At 62.0% G+C, this 17847-nt stretch carries 21 protein-coding genes and 1 pseudogene; all 22 read left to right on the forward strand.

Annotated features, from left to right (window positions below; translation table 11 throughout):
• The first annotated feature begins 10 nt into the window (after positions 1-10).
• The 22 genes and pseudogenes from BBF94_RS11875 to BBF94_RS28155 all read left to right on the forward strand — a co-directional run bounded on the left by BBF94_RS11875 (position 11) and on the right by BBF94_RS28155 (position 17846).
• The gene (locus tag BBF94_RS11875) at positions 11-523 is read left to right on the forward strand and encodes a DUF4376 domain-containing protein (RefSeq protein ID WP_225875049.1); all 513 of its coding nucleotides are present in this window, start codon (positions 11-13) and stop codon (positions 521-523) included.
• A 100-nt stretch (positions 524-623) separates the two neighbouring features.
• Positions 624-809: a hypothetical protein gene (locus BBF94_RS11880; RefSeq protein ID WP_039771239.1), complete on the forward strand. Its 186-nt coding sequence runs from the start codon at positions 624-626 to the stop codon at positions 807-809.
• Between the two features lie 2 nt (positions 810-811).
• Complete coding sequence (locus BBF94_RS11885; RefSeq protein ID WP_065259222.1) at positions 812-1978, forward strand: phage tail sheath protein; 1167 nt, start codon at positions 812-814, stop codon at positions 1976-1978.
• Positions 1978-2484: a phage major tail tube protein gene (locus BBF94_RS11890; RefSeq protein ID WP_007964324.1), complete on the forward strand. Its 507-nt coding sequence runs from the start codon at positions 1978-1980 to the stop codon at positions 2482-2484. The genes BBF94_RS11885 and BBF94_RS11890 overlap by 1 nt, the downstream gene beginning before the upstream one ends.
• A 153-nt stretch (positions 2485-2637) precedes the next feature.
• Positions 2638-3219 carry a phage tail assembly protein gene (locus BBF94_RS11895; protein WP_065259223.1) on the forward strand — a complete coding sequence of 194 codons (582 nt, stop codon included), beginning with the start codon at positions 2638-2640 and terminating at the stop codon, positions 3217-3219.
• Between the two features lie 128 nt (positions 3220-3347).
• Positions 3348-5546: a phage tail tape measure protein gene (locus tag BBF94_RS11900; RefSeq protein ID WP_065259224.1), complete on the forward strand. Its 2199-nt coding sequence runs from the start codon at positions 3348-3350 to the stop codon at positions 5544-5546.
• On the forward strand, positions 5543-5926 hold the full coding sequence (locus BBF94_RS11905; protein WP_065259225.1) for a phage tail protein: 384 nt from the start codon (positions 5543-5545) through the stop codon (positions 5924-5926). The genes BBF94_RS11900 and BBF94_RS11905 overlap by 4 nt, the downstream gene beginning before the upstream one ends.
• Positions 5919-6131 (forward strand): tail protein X, encoded by a 213-nt coding sequence (locus tag BBF94_RS11910; protein ID WP_065259226.1) that lies wholly within the window; start codon positions 5919-5921, stop codon positions 6129-6131. The genes BBF94_RS11905 and BBF94_RS11910 overlap by 8 nt, the downstream gene beginning before the upstream one ends.
• A gap of 9 nt (positions 6132-6140) precedes the next feature.
• A complete protein-coding gene (locus BBF94_RS11915) occupies positions 6141-7157 on the forward strand; it encodes a phage tail protein (protein WP_065259227.1) in 1017 nt (338 codons plus the stop codon).
• A 43-nt stretch (positions 7158-7200) separates the two neighbouring features.
• Complete coding sequence (locus BBF94_RS11920; RefSeq protein WP_065259228.1) at positions 7201-7785, forward strand: phage tail terminator protein; 585 nt, start codon at positions 7201-7203, stop codon at positions 7783-7785.
• Positions 7782-7961, forward strand: coding sequence for a DUF2635 domain-containing protein (locus BBF94_RS11925; RefSeq protein WP_007954893.1), 180 nt, complete (start codon positions 7782-7784; stop codon positions 7959-7961). The genes BBF94_RS11920 and BBF94_RS11925 overlap by 4 nt, the downstream gene beginning before the upstream one ends.
• Complete coding sequence (locus tag BBF94_RS11930) at positions 7961-9457, forward strand: phage tail sheath subtilisin-like domain-containing protein (protein ID WP_065259229.1); 1497 nt, start codon at positions 7961-7963, stop codon at positions 9455-9457. The genes BBF94_RS11925 and BBF94_RS11930 overlap by 1 nt, the downstream gene beginning before the upstream one ends.
• 67 nt (positions 9458-9524) lie before the next feature.
• The gene (locus tag BBF94_RS11935; protein WP_007908779.1) at positions 9525-9872 is read left to right on the forward strand and encodes a phage tail tube protein; all 348 of its coding nucleotides are present in this window, start codon (positions 9525-9527) and stop codon (positions 9870-9872) included.
• Positions 9869-10165 carry a phage tail assembly protein gene (locus BBF94_RS11940; RefSeq protein WP_003222226.1) on the forward strand — a complete coding sequence of 99 codons (297 nt, stop codon included), beginning with the start codon at positions 9869-9871 and terminating at the stop codon, positions 10163-10165. The genes BBF94_RS11935 and BBF94_RS11940 overlap by 4 nt, the downstream gene beginning before the upstream one ends.
• A gap of 130 nt (positions 10166-10295) precedes the next feature.
• On the forward strand, positions 10296-12068 hold the full coding sequence (locus BBF94_RS11945; protein WP_065259230.1) for a phage tail tape measure protein: 1773 nt from the start codon (positions 10296-10298) through the stop codon (positions 12066-12068).
• Positions 12055-13290 carry a DNA circularization protein gene (locus BBF94_RS11950; RefSeq protein ID WP_065259231.1) on the forward strand — a complete coding sequence of 412 codons (1236 nt, stop codon included), beginning with the start codon at positions 12055-12057 and terminating at the stop codon, positions 13288-13290. The genes BBF94_RS11945 and BBF94_RS11950 overlap by 14 nt, the downstream gene beginning before the upstream one ends.
• Before the next feature lie 3 nt (positions 13291-13293).
• Positions 13294-14337, forward strand: coding sequence for a phage baseplate assembly protein (locus BBF94_RS11955; protein ID WP_065259232.1), 1044 nt, complete (start codon positions 13294-13296; stop codon positions 14335-14337).
• 29 nt (positions 14338-14366) lie between these two features.
• Entirely contained in the window at positions 14367-14876 is a 510-nt protein-coding gene (locus BBF94_RS11960; protein ID WP_065259233.1) for a phage baseplate assembly protein V, read from the forward strand.
• On the forward strand, positions 14876-15274 hold the full coding sequence (locus BBF94_RS11965; protein WP_065259234.1) for a phage GP46 family protein: 399 nt from the start codon (positions 14876-14878) through the stop codon (positions 15272-15274). The genes BBF94_RS11960 and BBF94_RS11965 overlap by 1 nt, the downstream gene beginning before the upstream one ends.
• Positions 15264-16310 carry a baseplate J/gp47 family protein gene (locus tag BBF94_RS11970; protein WP_065259235.1) on the forward strand — a complete coding sequence of 349 codons (1047 nt, stop codon included), beginning with the start codon at positions 15264-15266 and terminating at the stop codon, positions 16308-16310. Before BBF94_RS11965 ends, BBF94_RS11970 begins: the two co-directional genes overlap by 11 nt.
• A pseudogene (locus BBF94_RS11975) lies at positions 16298-16896 on the forward strand (YmfQ family protein). Before BBF94_RS11970 ends, BBF94_RS11975 begins: the two are co-directional and overlap by 13 nt.
• A gap of 14 nt (positions 16897-16910) precedes the next feature.
• Positions 16911-17846, forward strand: a complete 936-nt coding sequence (locus BBF94_RS28155) for a hypothetical protein (protein ID WP_065259236.1) — start codon at positions 16911-16913, stop codon at positions 17844-17846.
• The last annotated feature ends 1 nt before the right edge of the window (position 17847 follow it).

Here is a 17847-nt window from a genome sequence, read left to right on the forward strand (position 1 = left end):
ACTCCTGTACATGGGCAAGGCTGCCCAGCTGTTCGAAACCGACGGCGACATAAAGACAATGTTTCACCCGGACTTGATCTGGATCGAGTGCCCCAGCGATGTCGAGGAAGGCTGGCTGTACGACGGCGAGCAGTTTGCACCGCCGGGGGTTCCGGTCGTGTCGCTGGATGAACTCAAGGCGTCCGTGGCGGCTGAGCGCTTTATACGTGAGGGCGTCGGCATCGTCGTGGACGGCCTGAAAATCGAAACGACTCGCGACAGCCAGGCACTGATCGCCAGTACCGGCCTGTCGGCTGTCCTTGATCCGGAATACCGCTGCAATTTCAAGACGGTGACCGGTTTTGTCGAGATCGGCGCTGCGCAGATCATCGATATCGCGAAGGCAGTACGGGCGCATGTACAGGCCTGTTTTGACCGCGAATTGACGTTGTTACGCTCAATCGAGGCAGGCGAGTACCACGACGAAATGCTTGCCGAGGGTTGGCCAGACTCATCGTCTATCCCTACTGCTGATCTCAAATAAACGCCCCGTACATCGGGGCGTTTTCTTGTCTGCCCAATACATTCAACACCCGCAAATCCCCTCCCAACGAGGGGCTTTCCCGTTTATGGAGAAACGAAAAATGGCAACCCGCCAAACCTACACCGTGCTCGTCCCATTCCCCACCGGCGGTGGGCACTGGTCGAGTGTCGGCCAGGAACTCGATCTGCTCGATGTCGAGGCCAGTGCCCTGCACAGCGCCGGTCGACTGGAACTGAAAACACCTACCACCAAGGCCGTCAAGGCCGCTGCCAAGAAGGCTGACTGAATATGGCTGAGGTTCTGAACTTCGAGCACAACGGCATTACTGTCAATGCCACCGAATCCCCCGAGGCCATGGGTGGCCTGGGTGACAACGTCATCGGTCTGGTCGGCACCGCGCCGAAAGCCGATCCGCTGATTCCGCGCAATGCACCGTTTCGCATCAACAGCTTCACCACCCACGCGCTGCTCGATCCGACCGGCTCGGAAGAGGGCACCCTGTACCACGCCGTTTACCAGATCCTGAAAGTGGTCAAGGTGCCGGTGTACGTGGTGATCGTCGAGGCGGGCGCGACCCCGGCCGACACCGTCAACGCGGTGATCGGCGGCATCGAGCCAGCCACCGGCCGCAAACTCGGTCTGGCCGCACTGGGCAGCGTCCCGGAAGACCTGACCATCATTGGTGCGCCGGGCTTCACCGGCACCAAAGCGGTAGCCAGCGAGTTCGCCTCGTTCGGCAAGCGCATCAAGGCCCGTGTGGTGCTGGACGGCAAGGACGCTTCGGTTGCCGACCAGGTGACCTACAGCCAGGAACTGGGCGGCGCGGATCTGGGTTTCGACCGTTGCCTGGTGGTGCACAACATGCCCGCCGTGTATTCGAAAGCGGCGAAGAAAAACGTCTTCCTCGCACCTTCCAGTCTGGCGATTGCCGCGCTGGCCAAGGTCAAGCAATGGGAAAGCCCGGGCAATCAGGTGACCTACGCCGAAGACGTGTCGCGGGTCGTTGAATACAACATCCTCGACACCTCCACCGAAGGCGATCTGCTCAACCGCTACGGTGTCAGCTACTACGCCCGCACCGTGCTGGGCGGCTTCTCGCTGCTGGGCAACCGCTCGATCACCGGCAAGTTCATCAGCTACGTCGGTCTGGAAGACGCCATCAGCCGCAAGCTGGTGAAGGCCGGCCAGAAGGCCATGGCCAAGAACCTGACCAAGTCGTTCATGGATCAGGAAGTCAAACGCATCAACGACTGGCTGCAGACCCTGGTCGCCGACGAAACCATTCCTGGCGGCAGCGTGTACCTGCACCCGGAACTCAACAGCGTCGAGAAGTACAAGAACGGCACCTGGTACGTGGTCATCGACTACGGCCGCTACGCGCCGAACGAACACATGGTTTATCAACTCAACGCCCGCGATGAAATCATCGAGCAGTTCCTGGAGGACGTTCTCTAATGTTTACCAACCGCGTAAGACAGGCCATCGCGGCCACTCTGCAAGGCCTGCCGCTGTCGGCGACCGTGGAGGAATTCACTCCGCCGAAAATCGATTTCGACATGGAAAACATGACGGGCGGGCGCTTCATCGTCGAGGAAATGGCCAAGAGCGCCAAACCATTGAATGCGCAAATCAAGCTGCAGGGCACTGGCGCCGAAGTGTTGCTCGCCATGGGTGTGAAACTCGGCGACGACATTCTGCTGAACGTGCGTGAAGCCGGTCAGGACCAGGACGGCAACACCTGGTTCACCTATCACACCATCGGCGGCAAGCTCAAAACCATGGGTGAAGACGCCATCAAAATGGGCGGCAAGGCCCTGACGACGTTGGACTTTTCCTGCCGCACCTACAACCGCCTGGAAAACGGCGTGCCAGTGATCGACATCGACGTGCGCACCCAGAAGTTCGTACTCAACGGCGTCGACATCCTCGGTGATGCCCGTCGTGCGGTGCTGATGCCGTAAGACTCGGCCAGAAAGGCAACAACCCACCCTGTGGGAGCGAGCCTGCTCGCGATGAGGCCATCACATTCAAATTCAATGTTGACTGACCCGCCGCCATCGCCAGCAGGCTGGCTCCCACAGGTTGTACTCAAGAACACCCAAGGAATTCCTTTCATGTCGTGGATGCCACCCAAGCATGACCTGCTGTCACCGATCACCGGTGACGACGGCTCGCAGATCGAATCGATCCAGCTCAAGCCCCTGTTCTACGCCGCCCAGAAAGAAGCGCTGGAGCGCGCTGGCGACGATGAAGATGATCAGTTCTTCGAACTGGCGCTGCTGGCCACCGGCCTGTCGGTCAAGGAACTCGATCAGCTCAAGCGCCCGGACTACGTAACCATTGCGCAATACGTGCACGAGATGTCGACCCGTCCGGCGTCGCACTTTCTCGACCAGGTCGAAGACGTCGAAAAGTCCGACGATCCCGACCAGGTGCAACTGCTGCAACCGCTCGCCGTCACCGGCCGCACCGTGACCTCGCTGAGCCTGGAAATGCCGGCGCTGCGGGCCACCAAAGTGATGAAGAAACTGAAAACGGCCAAGGAACGCGCCGAGTTCATCACCGCCCATTGCACCGGCCTGATGATCCCCGATCTGGCCCTGATGAGCGTCCCGGACTGGACGCAATTGCAGGTGCGCATCGACGATTTTTTAAACCAGCCGGCGGCCTTCTTTCAGAACGCGACATCGAAGTAATCCTCGATATCGTGCCGCTCATTTACCCGGTAAGTGAGGCGGAAATTCTGGAGTGGGACGCCGAAAAGGCGTTGCGCCGCTACGACATAGCGATCACTCGCCTTGGCGTGAAAAAGGAGTAGAGCGGCATGGCAGAGAGCACATTTGCGCTCATGAATGCCGGTGACAGCGCCGGCGCAGGATTTGGCAGTATCCCGCTGAGCACTGCCTCGCTGAATGCAACTGCCGGGCAACTTGTCATGGAGCAGACCAGCGGTCTGCGCCAGGCATTGCTGACAGCCAGCGGAAAAATCGTACTGCTGACGACGGCAATCGAAGCATTGAGCGTGACCCTGGCCGCCTTGCGTGCGTTGCCACAGGCAGCGAATGCCGGAGCGAAGAGTGAGTCGGCCGGAGGACAAAAAACACCGGAAAAATCTTCCGCTGGGCCTGAGCTTCCCGAGACGCGCAAAGCAGCGATGGCGATGGATTCGGCGGCGGCCACGCTTGCGAGTGTGGCGCAGCTCTCCCGCAATGACGGGAAGGACATGGCACTCACGAGCCTGAAAATGGCCAGTGCCACTTTGGTGGCTGCCGGAGGCACGACCGGGGTCGAACTGGTCAGGATTGAAACCCTGGCAGCCAAGGCAGGAATCGGCAGCGAGGCGGTAGACGCCGAGGGAAAGAAACGTGAGTTGCTGACTTTTGCCAGCGATGCGGCCATCACTGCATCGGCCTTCAAGGTTACGGGGCTGGAAGCCGGAGAAATGTTGAAGGTCTGGCGCACCTCGATGAAGCTCTCGCGGGATCAAGCCCTTGATCTGGCGGACGCGGCCAATCATCTCGGCAAAATGCCCGGAGATGTGCAGACAGCGGATATTGGTTCTGTTCTGCAGCAGTCGGGCGAGGCGGCAATCAGCGCAGGCTTGCAACCTGAACAGGCGGCGGCGTTGACGGCGGCGTTGCTCAACAGCGGCGCGAAAAAAGACGATGCCGGCAATGCGCTGAAGAACATTTCCAGTGCACTGGGCAAGGGCGATCAAGCATCCATGGCCGAGAAAGGTGCCTGGAAGCAGTTGGGCCTGGATCCCAAGGCAGTGGCCGAAGCCATGCGTGATCCTGACAAACAGAATGCCCAAGGCGCCGTGCTATCGGTGCTTGCGGCGCTGAATGCCAGACCGGTGGAACAACGCTCCACACTGGCCCGGACCTTGTTCGCGGACAGTGGAGAGGCCGCGTTGTCGCTGTCCCAGGATCTGGGCAAGGTGAATGAAGCCTTTTACCTCGTGAGCGACAAAAGCCAATACGCGACATCGAAGCTGGGTGATAAAAGCTCGGTGAGGCAGTCCGCACTGGCACTTGCCGAGACTCAGCAGGGGCAGTGGAACATCAAGAATGCCCGTGAGGAACGTTTGTCGGTCGCCAAAGGCAATGCACTGGCGCCGGATATCGAAAAACCCGGTCAGAGCCATTCGATAGACACGCTGAGTGATCTGGCCGAAACCTACCCGAAAACCACGGGGGCCGTTCTGACGGCGACGGCCTGGATCAAACCGGTGTTCGACGCCGTGACCGATGCGGTGGGCGGGGAGTTGAAAGACCGGGGAGGCAAATGGATCGTTGATAAAGCTGCCAGTTACCTTCCCGGTCGTTCAAAGCTTGGCTTGTCTGCAGCAACCTCTGCGACGGCCGTGGCTGAAACTCAGGGCCTGGCTCTGGCCGGTCGCAGTGCCGGCGCTGGCAACGGTCTGAAAATACTCGAACAGACTGCAAGGGTTGCTGTTCCGCGACTGGAACCTGTGCTCGCATCGGTGCAGCCGGCCTCGCGCTGGATGCCTTGGCAGGCGAAGGCGGCGATGGGGGCTTCGGCTGTCGCCGCAGGTATTGCCAGCGGTGACAAACAGCAGATCGGCAAGGGGCTCGGTGAAGCAGGTGGCGCCTGGGCCGGCGCGGTCGCCGGCAGCTCGATCGGCGCCTCCATCGGAAGTGTGGGGCTGGCGCCGGGCATTGCACTTGGCGGTCTGATTGGCGGACTGGTCGGGGGATGGCTGGGCGCTGAAGGAGGAGGCTTTTTAGGTGAGAAACTCATGTCCACCGCGCCGGACAAACTCGCCCCTCCTGCCGAAGTCGCCAAAGACCTCTCTGGCGCACAGACGCAGAACCAGCAGGTTTCCTTCGCTCCGACCATCCAGGTCTCTTGTCCTGCCCCTGACACTGCCCAACAGATTCAATCGATTATCGAGCAACAGCTGTCCGGCCAGTTCCACGGCCAATTCATGCCGCTGCTGACGGGTAACCCACTCGGGACGCGTCGCGACGCAGCCCTGACCGACGGAGCCGGCACATGAAACAACAAATGGCACTGGGCAGTTTCATCTTCGGTCTGTCCCGGGATTTTGCGTACAGCACGCTGGCGCGAAAGTCCGATGGCGGCTGGACGGAACTGCCGATCCTGACGAGCAAACCCAAGTCCCACCAGACCGGGCAGAAGCCCGAAACCCTGACCATCTCCGGTACCTCGATGTACGCCGTGGCGATGAACCGGCTCGACGAGCTGCGTGGGCTGCAGGCACTGAGATCGCCACTGCCGTTGATTGACGGCGTCGGTCGCAATTGGGGCCTGTGGCGGATAAACAGCATCCAGGAGAACCAGAGCGAGGTCATCGACGATGGCACTGCGATGGTCATCAAGTGGGTCATCGAACTGGCGGAGTTCAACAATGCGTAAGGTACGAAGCATGGCCGGCGATTCGGTGAATCTGTTGCTGTACCGCGAAACCGGTCGCAGCGATGACGCCGCCGAAGACGCCCTGTGGCAGCTCAACCCGACGCTGGCCGAACACGGCCCGGTGCTGCCTGCGGGCGTCTGGGTGGTGCTGCCGGAGCTCGACTCGAAACCCGCCGCAATCAAACCGGTTTCGGCCTGGGATTAAGGAGGCTGCATGGCACAGGGATTCACCCCGGTCGTGGAAATCTACGGGGCCAACGCGGCGCTGCTCAACCAGCGCCTGATCAGTTGGGAGCACGTCGATGCCGCCGGTATCGAGTCTGATCAGCTGACACTGACGGTCGATCTGGAAGGGCTTGAAGGCCTGCCAAAACTGGGTGGAAAAATCGGTCTTCGGGTTGGCTATCTTGAGTCGGGAATGGTCGATAAGGGCCAGTTCAAAGTGACGCGCCTGACACCGACCCTGTTCCCGTTTCGTCTTACGCTGGTCGCCACCGCGGCACCGTTCAGTGCCGCCGACGAGACCGGTTTCAAGCAGAGGCGCTCCGCCAGTCATGGCCCGACCACCCTGGGTGCACTGTTTCGTGAACTGGTTTCACGCCACGGTTTTTCACCCAGGGTCGCACCCGATCTGGCGTTGATCAGGATCGATCACATCGACCAGTCCAACGAAACCGACATGGGTTTCCTGACGCGTCTGGCGAAGAAGTACAAGGTGATCGCCAAACCGGTGGGCGAGTTGTATGTGCTGGCACGGCCCGGTCAGGTGAAAACACTGTCGGGCAAGGTACTGGCGGACGTGCGTCTGTCGTTGACCGAGAACAATCGCCCCGGCGATCACGCGTTCATCGGCGCTACCCTTGAAGAGACCGCCCGCGCGCAGGCAAAGGGTTGCAAGACGAGTTTCTGGGATAACGCCAAAGGTGTGATGCGTGAGGTGCTGACTGGCGAGGCGCCCTACAAGACCTTGCGCCAGACTTGCCAGAGCGAGGAGGAGGCCAGGGCTGTCGGTGAGGGCGAAGTGCGCAAGATGCTGCGGGAAAAGTACAAGGTGAAGATCACCTGCCCGGGCAATCCGCTGTTGTCTGCCGAAGGCCTGCTGTTGCTCGACGAGACCTGGCCGGACTTCCTGCGCGGTCGCTGGTCGATCGAAAAAGTGACTGCCAGCGGCAAGCGCGATGAAAGCTATCGCTGTGTCATCGAAGCCACGAGCCTCGATCCAAAAGCCTGATCGTTCAGGCATTCCCAGCCAAAAATCACTCTGGAACGCTCCCATGAAGATCTCCCCGATCCTCACGCAGCTGCGTGCGCAATGCCCAGGCCTTGCCGGCCATATCGCGACAGGCGTCGACCTGGCGCTGCTGCAAGGCAACCCGAATCTGCCGACACCGTCGGCCCATGTTTTACCGCTGGCCGACCTGGCCGGCGCCAGCACCGCACAGAACTCCGCCAGCCAGCCGATCCGTGACCGCTTCGAAATCATCCTGGTGCTCGACACCACGGATGCCACAAAAGCGCTGGATCTGTTGCACGACCTGCGCGCCGAACTGTGGCGTGCACTGGTGGGCTTCAAGCCCGGTTCCGACTACAGCGCCATCGTTTATGACGGCGGCGAAGCGCTCTCGATCAACAGCAGCCGAGCTTTCTACCGGCTGCGCTTTTTTGCCGAGTTCCAGCTGGGCCGCAATCTGCCAAGTCAGCCTGCGGAGAGTTGGCACGAACGCGAACTGGACGGTTTGTCGTCCTTTACCGGGGTCACCGTGCGGGTCGATGCGATCGACCCGGCCGACCCCAACCTGAAACACCCCGGCCCTGACGGGCGCGTGGAAATGACTTTCTCTGGAGACGTAACCCCATGAGCAACCGCATCACCGTAGTGCCGGCCGCCGGCCGTGCCGTGCCGGACCCGGAAGCCGGCGACCTGCTGCCCCTGGAGGGCCGTGAAGTGCTGGACAGCGCCTGGTGGCGCCGACGTCTGGCCGACGGCGATATCACCCTCAAAACCGCAACAGCCAAACAAAAGGGAGCCAAATAATGGCGATCGGATTCAGCAACATCCCCGCGGACATTCGTGTACCGCTGTTCTATGCCGAAATGGACAACTCGGCCGCCAATAGCGCGTCCTCGTCCATGCGCCGCCTGATCGTGGCGCAGGTCAACGACAACATCGCCCCGAGCGAAACCGGCAAACTGGTGCTGGTTTCCAGCGTGGCACTGGCCAAGAGCATTGGTGGCCAGGGTTCGATGCTGGCGTCGATGTACGAGACTTTCCGCAAGGCCGACCCGATCGGTGAGATCTGGTGCCTGCCGCTGCACAACGCCACCGGCGCCATCGCCAAGGGCGTGCTGACCCTGACCGGCACCGCGACTCAGGCCGGTGTGCTCAACCTGTATGTCGGCGGCGTGCGTGTGCAGGCCAACGTGGTCAACGGTGCCACTGCAGCCCAGGCGGCCACCGCCCTGGCGCAGAAAATCAATGCCACCGCCGATCTGCCGGTGAGCGCAGCTGCCGCTGAAGGTGTTGTCACCCTGAATGCCAAATGGACCGGCGAAAGCGGCAACGACATCAGCCTGCAATTCAACCGCCTGGGCAAGAGCAACGGCGAAGAAACCCCGGCAGGCCTGACTACCGCCGTCACTGCCATGACCGGTGGCGTCGGTGTACCGGATCAAGTGGCTGCCGTTGCGGCACTGGGCGATGAGCCGTTCGAATTCATCGCGCTGCCATGGTCCGACCTGGCCACCCTTAACACCTGGCAGGCGGTGATGGACGACAGCACCGGTCGCTGGTCCTGGGCCAAGCAACTGTTCGGTCACGTCTACAGTGCCAAGCGCGGAACTGTCGGCACTCTGGTGGCCGCCGGTCAGGCGCGCAACGACCAGCACATGACCATTCAGGCGCTGGAGCCGGGCGTTCCGCAACCGGTGTGGGTACAAGCTGCGGCACTGGCTGCACGCACTGCGGTGTTCATCTCCGCCGACGCCAGCCGTCCGACCCAGAGCGGCAGCCTGCCGGGCGTCGATCCGGCACCGGCGAGCGAGCGCTTCACCCTGACCGAGCGTCAGTCGCTGCTCAACTACGGCATCGCCACCGCGTATTACGAAGGCGGCTACGTGCGCATCCAGCGCTCGATCACCACCTACCAGAAGAACGCTTACGGCCAGGCCGACAATTCGTACCTGGACAGCGAAACCATGCACCAGTCGGCGTACATCGTGCGTCGTCTGCAAAGCGTGATCACCAGCAAGTACGGTCGCCACAAACTGGCTTCCGACGGCACGCGCTTCGGCGCCGGTCAGCCGATCGTCACCCCGGCGACCATTCGTGGTGAGCTGATCGCCCAGTACGCCAAGCTCGAACTCGAAGGCCACGTGGAAAACGCCGAGCTGTTCGCCGAGCACCTGATCGTCGAGCGTGACGTGCAGGACCCGAGCCGCGTGAACGTGCTGTTCCCGCCTGATTACATCAACGGTCTGCGCGTGTTCGCACTGCTCAACCAGTTCCGTCTGCAGTACGACGACGTCGCCTGATCGGCCCGTTTGAATCTGTGAATCCAGCCCACCTTGCGTGGGCTTTTTATTTGAAGGGAGTAACACCATGGGTCAACTGATTGCAGGCACCTGCTACGTCAAGGTCGACGGTGCACAACTGACTATCAACGGCGGCTGCGAAGCCCCGCTGATGGCCGTCAAACGCGAAACCGTCGTGCCGGGTTTCTACAAGGAGACCGACATCGCGCCGTCGTTCAAGGTGACTGCGCTGCACACCGCCGACTTCCCGCTGAAGAAGCTGATCGAAGGCACCGACATCACCGTCACTTGCGAATTCAGCAACGGCAAAGTCTACGTACTGGCCGGTGCCTACCTGGTCGAAGAGCCAGTCTCCAAGGGCGATGACGCCACCATCGAACTGAAATTCGAAGGCATCAAGGGGACCTGGCAATGAGCGGCGCCGTGAAGCTTCAAGTTGCGATCGAAGCTCACGGCGAGCCTCTGACCGAACTCGTCCTGCGCCGTCCGACGGTGCAGGAGGTACGAGCGATCAAGGCGCTGCCGTACAAGATCGACAAGAGCGAAGAAGTCAGCCTCGACATGGACGTGGCGGCCAAATACATCGCCGTGTGCGCCGGCATTCCGCCGTCGTCGGTCAATCAGCTGGACCTGGCTGACCTCAACGCGCTGAGCTGGGCCGTTGCGAGTTTTTTCATGAGTGCGGCGTCGGAGCCATCACCGACCTGATCGCGGTCGCCTATGACCTGGCCTGGTTCTGGAAGGTTGACCCCGAACAGATGATGGCCAGGCCACTGGATGTGCTTCGCGAATCGCTGGAGCACGCGCAACGGATTAATGCGATGCAGCAGGTGCAGTGATGGCAGAAGAAACCAAAGCTAAAGCGTCGGTGCTGCTGACCGGCATCGACGAACTGTCACCCAAACTCGGTGCCCTGCGAGTGAAGGTCGACGACTTCAGGAAAAACCTCGAGCAGACCGGCCTTGGCAAACTGGACATCAGCGGTCTGTTCAAGGGCGGCAGCGTGATCACGCCGTTCGTGGACGGCATCAAATCCGCCGCCGCCTTTCAGGGCAAGCTGAGTGAGGTCGGCGAGACGGCGAAAACCGTCGACCTGCCTGCCACGCCAAAGGCTGCGGCACAAAACATGAACGTGTTCAGTGCGTCCATGGAAAAGGTGTCCGCTGCGGTGGACGCCGCACTGGTGCCGGCAGTGGGCGCCTTGGTGGTCGGGCTGGAGCCGGTGCTGACCCAGGTCGGCAGCCTGCTCGCCGACAACCCGAAACTGGTCGAAGGCCTGGCGGCGGGAGCGATTGCGTTTTCCGCCATGCAAACCGCCGTCACCGGAATGACCCAGGTGATGGACGTCATGAGCATGGTGCTCAAGACCAACCCGATCATGCTGATCGCCATGGGCATTGCCGTGGCGGCCGGGTTGATCGTGGCCAACTGGACACCGATATCCGCGTTCTTCACCGGAATGTGGGAGGGCGTGAAAAACGCCGGAGCCAGTGCAATGGCGACGTTGCGCTCGGTACTCGACTGGAGGCCGCTGGCAACAATGGCGGCGTTGTGGGAACCGGTCACCGGTTTTTTCTCCGGAATCCGGGACAAGGTCAAAGCGGTCACCGCTCCGCTGATCGACTTCTTCAAAACGATTTTCTCGTGGTCGCCTGCGGGTCTGATCCTGGAAAACTGGGGGCCGTTGACCGGTCTGTTTTCAGCGATCTGGGAGCTGCTCAAGGCCTTGAGTGTGCCGGTGATGGCGTTCCTCAAGGGGCTGTTCGACTGGACGCCGCTGGGGATGATCATCAACAACTGGGGCGCGATCACCGGTTTCTTCGCCTCGATCTGGGCCGCGTTGCAACCAGCGGCGCAAGCCATCAAGGACTTCTTCGGCACGCTGTTCGACTATTCCCCGTTGGGGATGCTCGTCAACAACTGGGGCAGCGTCGTGACCTTTTTCGAACCAGTCTGGGCCGCGCTGCAAGCGTCGGCGCAACAGATCAAAAGCTTCTTCCAGAGCCTGTTCGAATGGTCGCCGCTGGAGCAGATCGCGCAGTACTGGCAGCCGATCAGCGAAGTGTTTTCGGCGCTGTGGGGCGTGGTGCAGGCATTGGCCGCGCCGGTGCTGGAGTTCCTGCACAACATGTTCGAATGGACACCGTTGGGGCAGATCATCAAGAACTGGGGCCCGATCACCGAATGGTTCGGCGAGCTGTGGCAAAAGCTGCAAACCGTCATCGCACCGATCAAGGAACTGTTCGATGGCGGCTTCGCCGGGCTGATCGCCAGGGTCACCGGCAAGGTCGAAACCCTGACCCAGGCACAGCGCCAGACCAATGCCGAAGGCAAGGGCGAACTGGCACCGGCCTTCTTCGGCGCCAGTCCGAAAACCGAGGGCGGCAGTGCGTTGCAGGGTGGTTCCTTGCCGCAATCCTCCAGCGCCCTGATCCAGCAAAGCGCCGCCAACAACCGCACGCAACTCGAAGGCGGCCTGACGGTGCGCTTCGAAAACGCGCCGGCGGGGCTGCGCACCGATCAACCGCAAACCAATCAACCGGGGCTGGCGCTCAGTTCGCGCATCGGCTATCGCTCGCTGTCGGCAGGAGGTTCCAATGAACTGGCGTGACCGTTTGTTGCCGGCATCCTTCCGGGGTGTCGGCTTCTGGATCGACCAGGCGAAAACCCCGGTCGGTCGCAAGGGACAGTTGCATGAGTATCCGCAACGGGACCTGCCGTTTTTCGAGGATCTGGGCCAGCAGGCCAAGACCCACGACCTGACGGCGTTTGTCATCGGTGCCGATTGCCTGGAGCAGCGTGACAAGCTGCTCCAGGCTTTGGAACAGGGCAGCGGCGAGCTGGTGCATCCATGGCTGGGCCGTCTGCAGGTCAAGGTCGGCGAGTGCGACATGACCCACACCCGCCAGGACGGCGGGATGGTGACCTTCACCCTGAAGTTCTACCCGGACCGGCCGCTGCCGTTTCCGACGGCGACAGTCAGTACGCAAAAAGTCCTGCTGATCAAGGCCGACAGCCTGCTCGGTTCGGCGGTGGCGCGTTTCGAACAGGCGATGACCCTGATCAAGGCGGCGCGGATCGGCATCGCCAATCTGCGCAACAGCCTCACCGGCGTATATGACGTGATCAAGGAGCAGCTCAAGCCGCTGATCGCGCAATACAAGCAGATCACCGAACTGGTCAGGGCCGTCAAGGAACTGCCCAAGGAGGTGGCGGCGGAGTTCAAGGGCTTGCTCGGCGATATCAAAGAGCTGAAGGCATTCGCGAAGGAGGGCTACCGTGGCGTGATTGCCGACGTGTCCCAACAGATCGAAGCCATCCGCAAGGCCGACGCACCGAAGATCACCACCGGCAAGGACACCACCGCTGCGGCGCAGGCCCTGGCCAATCTGGTGCAGGACACCCTGATCGTCAAAGCGGCGCAATGGGTTGCCTCGATGCCGGTGGCCTCGACGCCGGTCAAGCTGACCTCGACGCCGTCGCTGGACCAGCAATCGAAGCAGCCGGTCAGCCGTCAGGAAGTGCCGGTCACCGACGACTTGCAAGCGCTGCAGAAAGAACTGGTCGACGCGCTGCAAAAGGCTCAGGACAAGGCCGATCCCGCACACTATCAGGCCATCGCCGATGTGAAGGAAGCGCTGATCGCGCACCTCAAGGCTGTGGCTTCGTCCGGTGTGCGGCTGGTCAACAAAACCTTCCAGGAAACCTTTCCGGCCGTGGTCGTGGCGTACAAGCAGTTTGGCGACGCCACCCGCGTGACCGAGGTCATTCAGCGCAACGGCCTGTCCCACCCCGGCTTCTCACCCAACGAAGTCAAGGTTTCAGGGGAGTGAGCCATGAGCGATACAGACAATCGCGTCACGCTGACCGTTGGCGACATGGAATACGGTGGTTGGAAAAGTGTGGAGATCACCGCGGACCTGGAGCGCCAGTTCCGCACCTTCAAACTCGACATCACCTGGCAATGGCCGGGGCAGACCGTGGATCAGCGGATCAAGGCCGGTGACCCGTGCGAAGTGCGGATCGGCCAGGATCTGGTGCTCACCGGTTATGTGTTCAAGGCCCCGATCAGTTATGACGGGCGGCAGATCAGCCTGAGCATCGAAGGCAGTTCCAAGACCCAGGATCTGGTGGATTGTGCGGCGCGAAACATCCCCGGCCAATGGCAGGATCAGTCGCTGCTGAGCATCGTCCAGGCCCTGGCCATGGAGTATGCGTTGATGGTGGTCAACGAAATTCCCGAGACCGCACGCCTGAGCAAACACACGCTCGTGCCGGGTGAAACGGTGTTTCAGTCGATCGACCGTCTGCTCTCGCTGTACCGGGTGTTTTCCACCGATGACGCCGAAGGTCGGCTGGTACTGGCCAAACCGGGCAGCGGTGGCCGGGCCAGCGATGCACTGGAGCTGGGCAAGAACATTCTCTCGGCCAATGCGCCGATGGATTTCAGCCAGGTGTTTTCCGAATACCGGGTGATCGGCCAGCAAAAGGGCAACGACAAGAAGAGCGGGGCGGCGGTCAGCGAAGTGGAATCGACGGCGACCGACCTGAGCTTCAAGCGCCGGCGCACCACCGTCATCAACGAAGGCTCGCAACTGACGTTCGAACTGGCCCGGCAACGGGCGCAATGGGAGAGCGCCACGCGTATGGGCCGGGCACTGACCACCACCTATCAGGTGCAGGGCTGGCGTCAGTCCAACGGCGACTTGTGGCGTCACAACACGTTGGTGCGGGTCAAGGACCCGGTGCTCGGCTTCGATGAAGACATGCTGATTTCCAGGGTGACGTATTCGCTGTCGGCGCAAGGTTCGGTGACCACCCTGCAAGTCGCACCACCGCATACCTTCGATGCGAACCCGACGCCCCCGAAAAAGACCTGAGCCCGACACCGTCCTCCAAGGAAAACCCTATGAGCCTACTGACACGCCTGCTGGCGCGCGGCACTGTCGTGCTCGCCAGTTCGGCCTCCAAGCTGCAATCGCTGCAAATGCGCCTCACCGCCGGTGAAGTGAACGACGACATGGAGCACTTCGAGCCCTACGGCTTCACCAGCCATCCGCTGGCCGGCGCCGAGGGTGTCGTCACCTTTCTCGGCGGTGACCGTTCTCATGCCATCGCCCTGGTGGTCGCTGACCGCCGTTATCGCCTGCAATCGCTGGCGGCCGGCGAAGTGGCGATCTACACCGACGAGGGTGACAAGATCCACTTCAAGCGCGGGCGGATCATCGACATCGAAACCGCCACGCTCAACATCCGCGCCAGCACCGCCGTGAACGTCGAGACGCCGGTGATCAACCAGACCGGCAAGATCGTTTCCCAGGGCGACCAGTTGGCCGGCGGCATCAGCCAGATCAACCACGTGCATGGCGGCGTGCAGGGCGGCAGCGGCCAGACCGGCGTGCCGGCGGGAGGTCAGTGATGTTCATCAGTCAGAACCTCCATGCCGCGCTGACCCGTGCAGTGCTGATCAGCCTGTTCACCTGGCGCCGCGCCGCCGACGACGATGCCCTCGATGACGAGGAGCGTTACGGCTGGTGGGGCGACACCTTTCCCACCGTGGCCGACGACCGTATCGGCTCGCGGCTGTGGCTGCTGCGTCGGGTCAAGCTGACCCGGCAGACCCGGATGGACGCCGAGTTCTATGCCCGCGAAGCCCTGCAATGGCTGATCGACGACGGCCATTGCAGCGCCATCGACATCATCAGCGAACGCCTCGACGCCCAGCGCCTGAACCTGCGCACGGTCCTGACCCTGGCCGACGGCGAACGCCTGGACATCAACCCCGATAACAGTTGGCAGGTGATCTATGCCGTTTGAAACCCCTTCGCTGCCGGTGCTGATCAAGCGCACCCAAAGCGACCTGGCCGGCGATTCGCTGCGCCAGTCCGATGCGCAAGTCCTGGCCCGCACTGTCGGTGGTGCCGCTTACGGTCTGTATGGCTACCTTGACTGGATTGCCGAGCAGATCCTGCCCGACACCGCCGACGAATCGACCCTGGAACGCATCGCCGCGCTGCGCCTGAACCAGCCGCGCAAACCGGCGCAGGTCGCCACCGGCAGCGTCAGTTTTACCGCCACCGCAGGCGCGGTGCTGGACGTCGATACGCTGCTGCAATCGAGCGATGGGCGCACCTACAAAGTCACCGCCGCACGCACCACGGTCAACGGCAGCAACACCACCACCATCGCGGCGCTGGAGGCGGGCAGTCTCGGCAATGCCGATGCCGGGCTGGCGCTGACTCCGGTGCAGCCCGTGAGCGGCGTGGTCGGCAACAGTTTTGTCGTGCTTGCGCCGGGTCTCAGCGGCGGTGTGGCGCGGGAAAGCCTGGAATCGCTGCGTTCGCGGGTGATCCGCTCCTATCGCGTGATCCCCCACGGCGGTTCGGCCAGCGACTATGAAACCTGGGCGCTGGAAGTGCCGGGCGTAACGCGGGCCTGGTGCCGGGGAGGCCTGCTCGGGCCGGGCACGGTGACGGTATTCATCATGCGTGATGAAGATCCGCAACCGGTGCCCAACGACGAGCAACTGGCGCAAGTCCAAGACTACATCGAACCGCTGCGACCGGTGACAGCGCAAGTGCATGTGCAGCGACCGATTCAAGTGCCGGTGGTGTACCGCTTCAAGAGCGTCAACCCGGACACCACCGCCGTGCGCGCCGCCGTTGAAGCGCAACTGCGCGACCTGCACAACCGTGAAGCCGATCTCGGCGTGCCGTTGCTGATCAGCCATATCCGTGAAGCCATCAGCAGCGCTGGCGGTGAGTACGATCACACCTTGACCGCGCCGGCCGCTGATGTGCCTGCCGCTCAAAGCGAACTGCTCACCTTCGGAGGTTGCGTATGGGGGGCATAAGATCCGCCGCGCAATATCAGGCGCAGCTTCGCGCACTGCTGCCCAGCGGCCCGGCCTGGGACCCGGAGCGGGTCCCGGAACTCGATGAAGTGCTGCAAGGCGTGGCCGTCGAACTGGCGCGTCTCGACGCCCGCGCCGCCGACCTGCTCAACGAGATGGACCCGGCCGGCGTCAGCGAACTGGTGCCGGACTGGGAACAGGTGATGAACCTGCCCGACCCGTGCCTGGGCGCCACACCGCTGTTCGATGACCGTCGTCTCGCCGTGCGCCGCCGCTTGCTGGCGGTCGGCAGCCAGGCCGTCGGCTATTACCTGGAAATCGCCAGAAGCCAGGGTTACCCCAACGCCACCATCACCGAACTCGAAGCCCCGCGCATGGGCCGCTCGCGCTTCGGCGCGGCGCATTGGGGCACTTGGGAAGCGCAGTTCATGTGGACGCTCAACACCGGCGGCCGGCTGCTGCTCGGCCGGCGTTTCGGCGCGAGTTACTGGGGCGAGCGCTTCGGCGTGAATCCGGGCTCGGCGCTTGAATGCCTGATTCATCGGGCGCGCCGGCGCATACCAAGGTGCACATCAACTATGACTAGGAAGGAGTGAAGGGATGGATTACCCGAAAAGTGTGCCCAGCTCCGGACTGGTGGATGGGCGCTTTGCCGATGAAAACCCGCTGACCGGAACACCGGGTTCGCTGATTCCCGCGAGGTGGGGTAACGGCGTAACGGAAGAACTGCTGAACGTGATCCGTGCGGCGGGGATTGTGCCCTCCGAAAGTGAGTCGGATCAGTTGCTCAAGGCGCTGAAGAACGTTTTGTCCCAGGACGCGATGCCATTTGCAGCCTTGGCGTTTCCAACAGTGGGCACGGCTGACGGGCGCATTTCGGTCAGTGCCGCGAGCGCATCGGCTGGCGGTACCGTATCGGTGCCGGGCGGCGTACTGGTCTGCCTCGGTGAAGAAGTCGCCGCCGGCATGACGGCGCGTCCGCGCACGTTGTTGACCTCTGCCTGGACCTCGTCCGGCCTGGATATCAACAGCACCTATTTTCTAAGAATGCAGGTGCGCAACGGGGCACTGGTCTGCTACACGCAAAAAGGCCTTGATACCGATGTCATTCCGGCGGGGATGAAAGCGGGAACCGGGAACAGTGGCGGCGGTTTCGACTCCACCTGCATCGACATGCTGGTGGCCAGAGTAGTGACAGCCGGGGCCGGGACTTTACCCAAACTCACGTTGCTGGCGAACAAGGCGCGGCTTGAGGCGGTGGGTGTCTGGTCCGGTGCCAATGGCAGCTTCTCGCTCCCGTTGAACTGGGCGCGCAAACCCCGGACCTACATGGCCGGGATCTGCGATTTTGACGACAACGTCAAAACCGATTACGGCGTGATCAGCGAGGAAGTCGGGGTCAATTTCAATGGTGTGCAGATCATGCCCGAGGGTGGCTTCACTGATCGTTACACGGCGCGTGTGGCCATTTCGGCGTGGTCACAGAACCTGAGCACTTCAGGCCGGATTAACGCTCGTGTCAGATGGGAGGTTTGAG

It is taken from the genome of Pseudomonas bananamidigenes, from assembly GCF_001679645.1.
Lineage (GTDB): Bacteria > Pseudomonadota > Gammaproteobacteria > Pseudomonadales > Pseudomonadaceae > Aquipseudomonas > Aquipseudomonas bananamidigenes.

Excerpts from the sequence above, each read along its gene's own strand:
- BBF94_RS11875 (WP_225875049.1), top strand. The coding sequence starts at position 11 with ATGGGCAAGGCTGCCCAGCTGTTCGAAACCGACGGCGACATAAAGACA.
- BBF94_RS11880 (WP_039771239.1), top strand. The coding sequence starts at position 624 with ATGGCAACCCGCCAAACCTACACCGTGCTCGTCCCATTCCCCACCGGC.
- BBF94_RS11885 (WP_065259222.1), top strand. The coding sequence starts at position 812 with ATGGCTGAGGTTCTGAACTTCGAGCACAACGGCATTACTGTCAATGCC.
- BBF94_RS11890 (WP_007964324.1), top strand. The coding sequence starts at position 1,978 with ATGTTTACCAACCGCGTAAGACAGGCCATCGCGGCCACTCTGCAAGGC.
- BBF94_RS11895 (WP_065259223.1), top strand. The coding sequence starts at position 2,638 with ATGTCGTGGATGCCACCCAAGCATGACCTGCTGTCACCGATCACCGGT.
- BBF94_RS11900 (WP_065259224.1), top strand. The coding sequence starts at position 3,348 with ATGGCAGAGAGCACATTTGCGCTCATGAATGCCGGTGACAGCGCCGGC.
- BBF94_RS11905 (WP_065259225.1), top strand. The coding sequence starts at position 5,543 with ATGAAACAACAAATGGCACTGGGCAGTTTCATCTTCGGTCTGTCCCGG.
- BBF94_RS11910 (WP_065259226.1), top strand. The coding sequence starts at position 5,919 with ATGCGTAAGGTACGAAGCATGGCCGGCGATTCGGTGAATCTGTTGCTG.
- BBF94_RS11915 (WP_065259227.1), top strand. The coding sequence starts at position 6,141 with ATGGCACAGGGATTCACCCCGGTCGTGGAAATCTACGGGGCCAACGCG.
- BBF94_RS11920 (WP_065259228.1), top strand. The coding sequence starts at position 7,201 with ATGAAGATCTCCCCGATCCTCACGCAGCTGCGTGCGCAATGCCCAGGC.
- BBF94_RS11925 (WP_007954893.1), top strand. The coding sequence starts at position 7,782 with ATGAGCAACCGCATCACCGTAGTGCCGGCCGCCGGCCGTGCCGTGCCG.
- BBF94_RS11930 (WP_065259229.1), top strand. The coding sequence starts at position 7,961 with ATGGCGATCGGATTCAGCAACATCCCCGCGGACATTCGTGTACCGCTG.
- BBF94_RS11935 (WP_007908779.1), top strand. The coding sequence starts at position 9,525 with ATGGGTCAACTGATTGCAGGCACCTGCTACGTCAAGGTCGACGGTGCA.
- BBF94_RS11940 (WP_003222226.1), top strand. The coding sequence starts at position 9,869 with ATGAGCGGCGCCGTGAAGCTTCAAGTTGCGATCGAAGCTCACGGCGAG.
- BBF94_RS11945 (WP_065259230.1), top strand. The coding sequence starts at position 10,296 with ATGGCAGAAGAAACCAAAGCTAAAGCGTCGGTGCTGCTGACCGGCATC.
- BBF94_RS11950 (WP_065259231.1), top strand. The coding sequence starts at position 12,055 with ATGAACTGGCGTGACCGTTTGTTGCCGGCATCCTTCCGGGGTGTCGGC.
- BBF94_RS11955 (WP_065259232.1), top strand. The coding sequence starts at position 13,294 with ATGAGCGATACAGACAATCGCGTCACGCTGACCGTTGGCGACATGGAA.
- BBF94_RS11960 (WP_065259233.1), top strand. The coding sequence starts at position 14,367 with ATGAGCCTACTGACACGCCTGCTGGCGCGCGGCACTGTCGTGCTCGCC.
- BBF94_RS11965 (WP_065259234.1), top strand. The coding sequence starts at position 14,876 with ATGTTCATCAGTCAGAACCTCCATGCCGCGCTGACCCGTGCAGTGCTG.
- BBF94_RS11970 (WP_065259235.1), top strand. The coding sequence starts at position 15,264 with ATGCCGTTTGAAACCCCTTCGCTGCCGGTGCTGATCAAGCGCACCCAA.
- BBF94_RS28155 (WP_065259236.1), top strand. The coding sequence starts at position 16,911 with ATGGATTACCCGAAAAGTGTGCCCAGCTCCGGACTGGTGGATGGGCGC.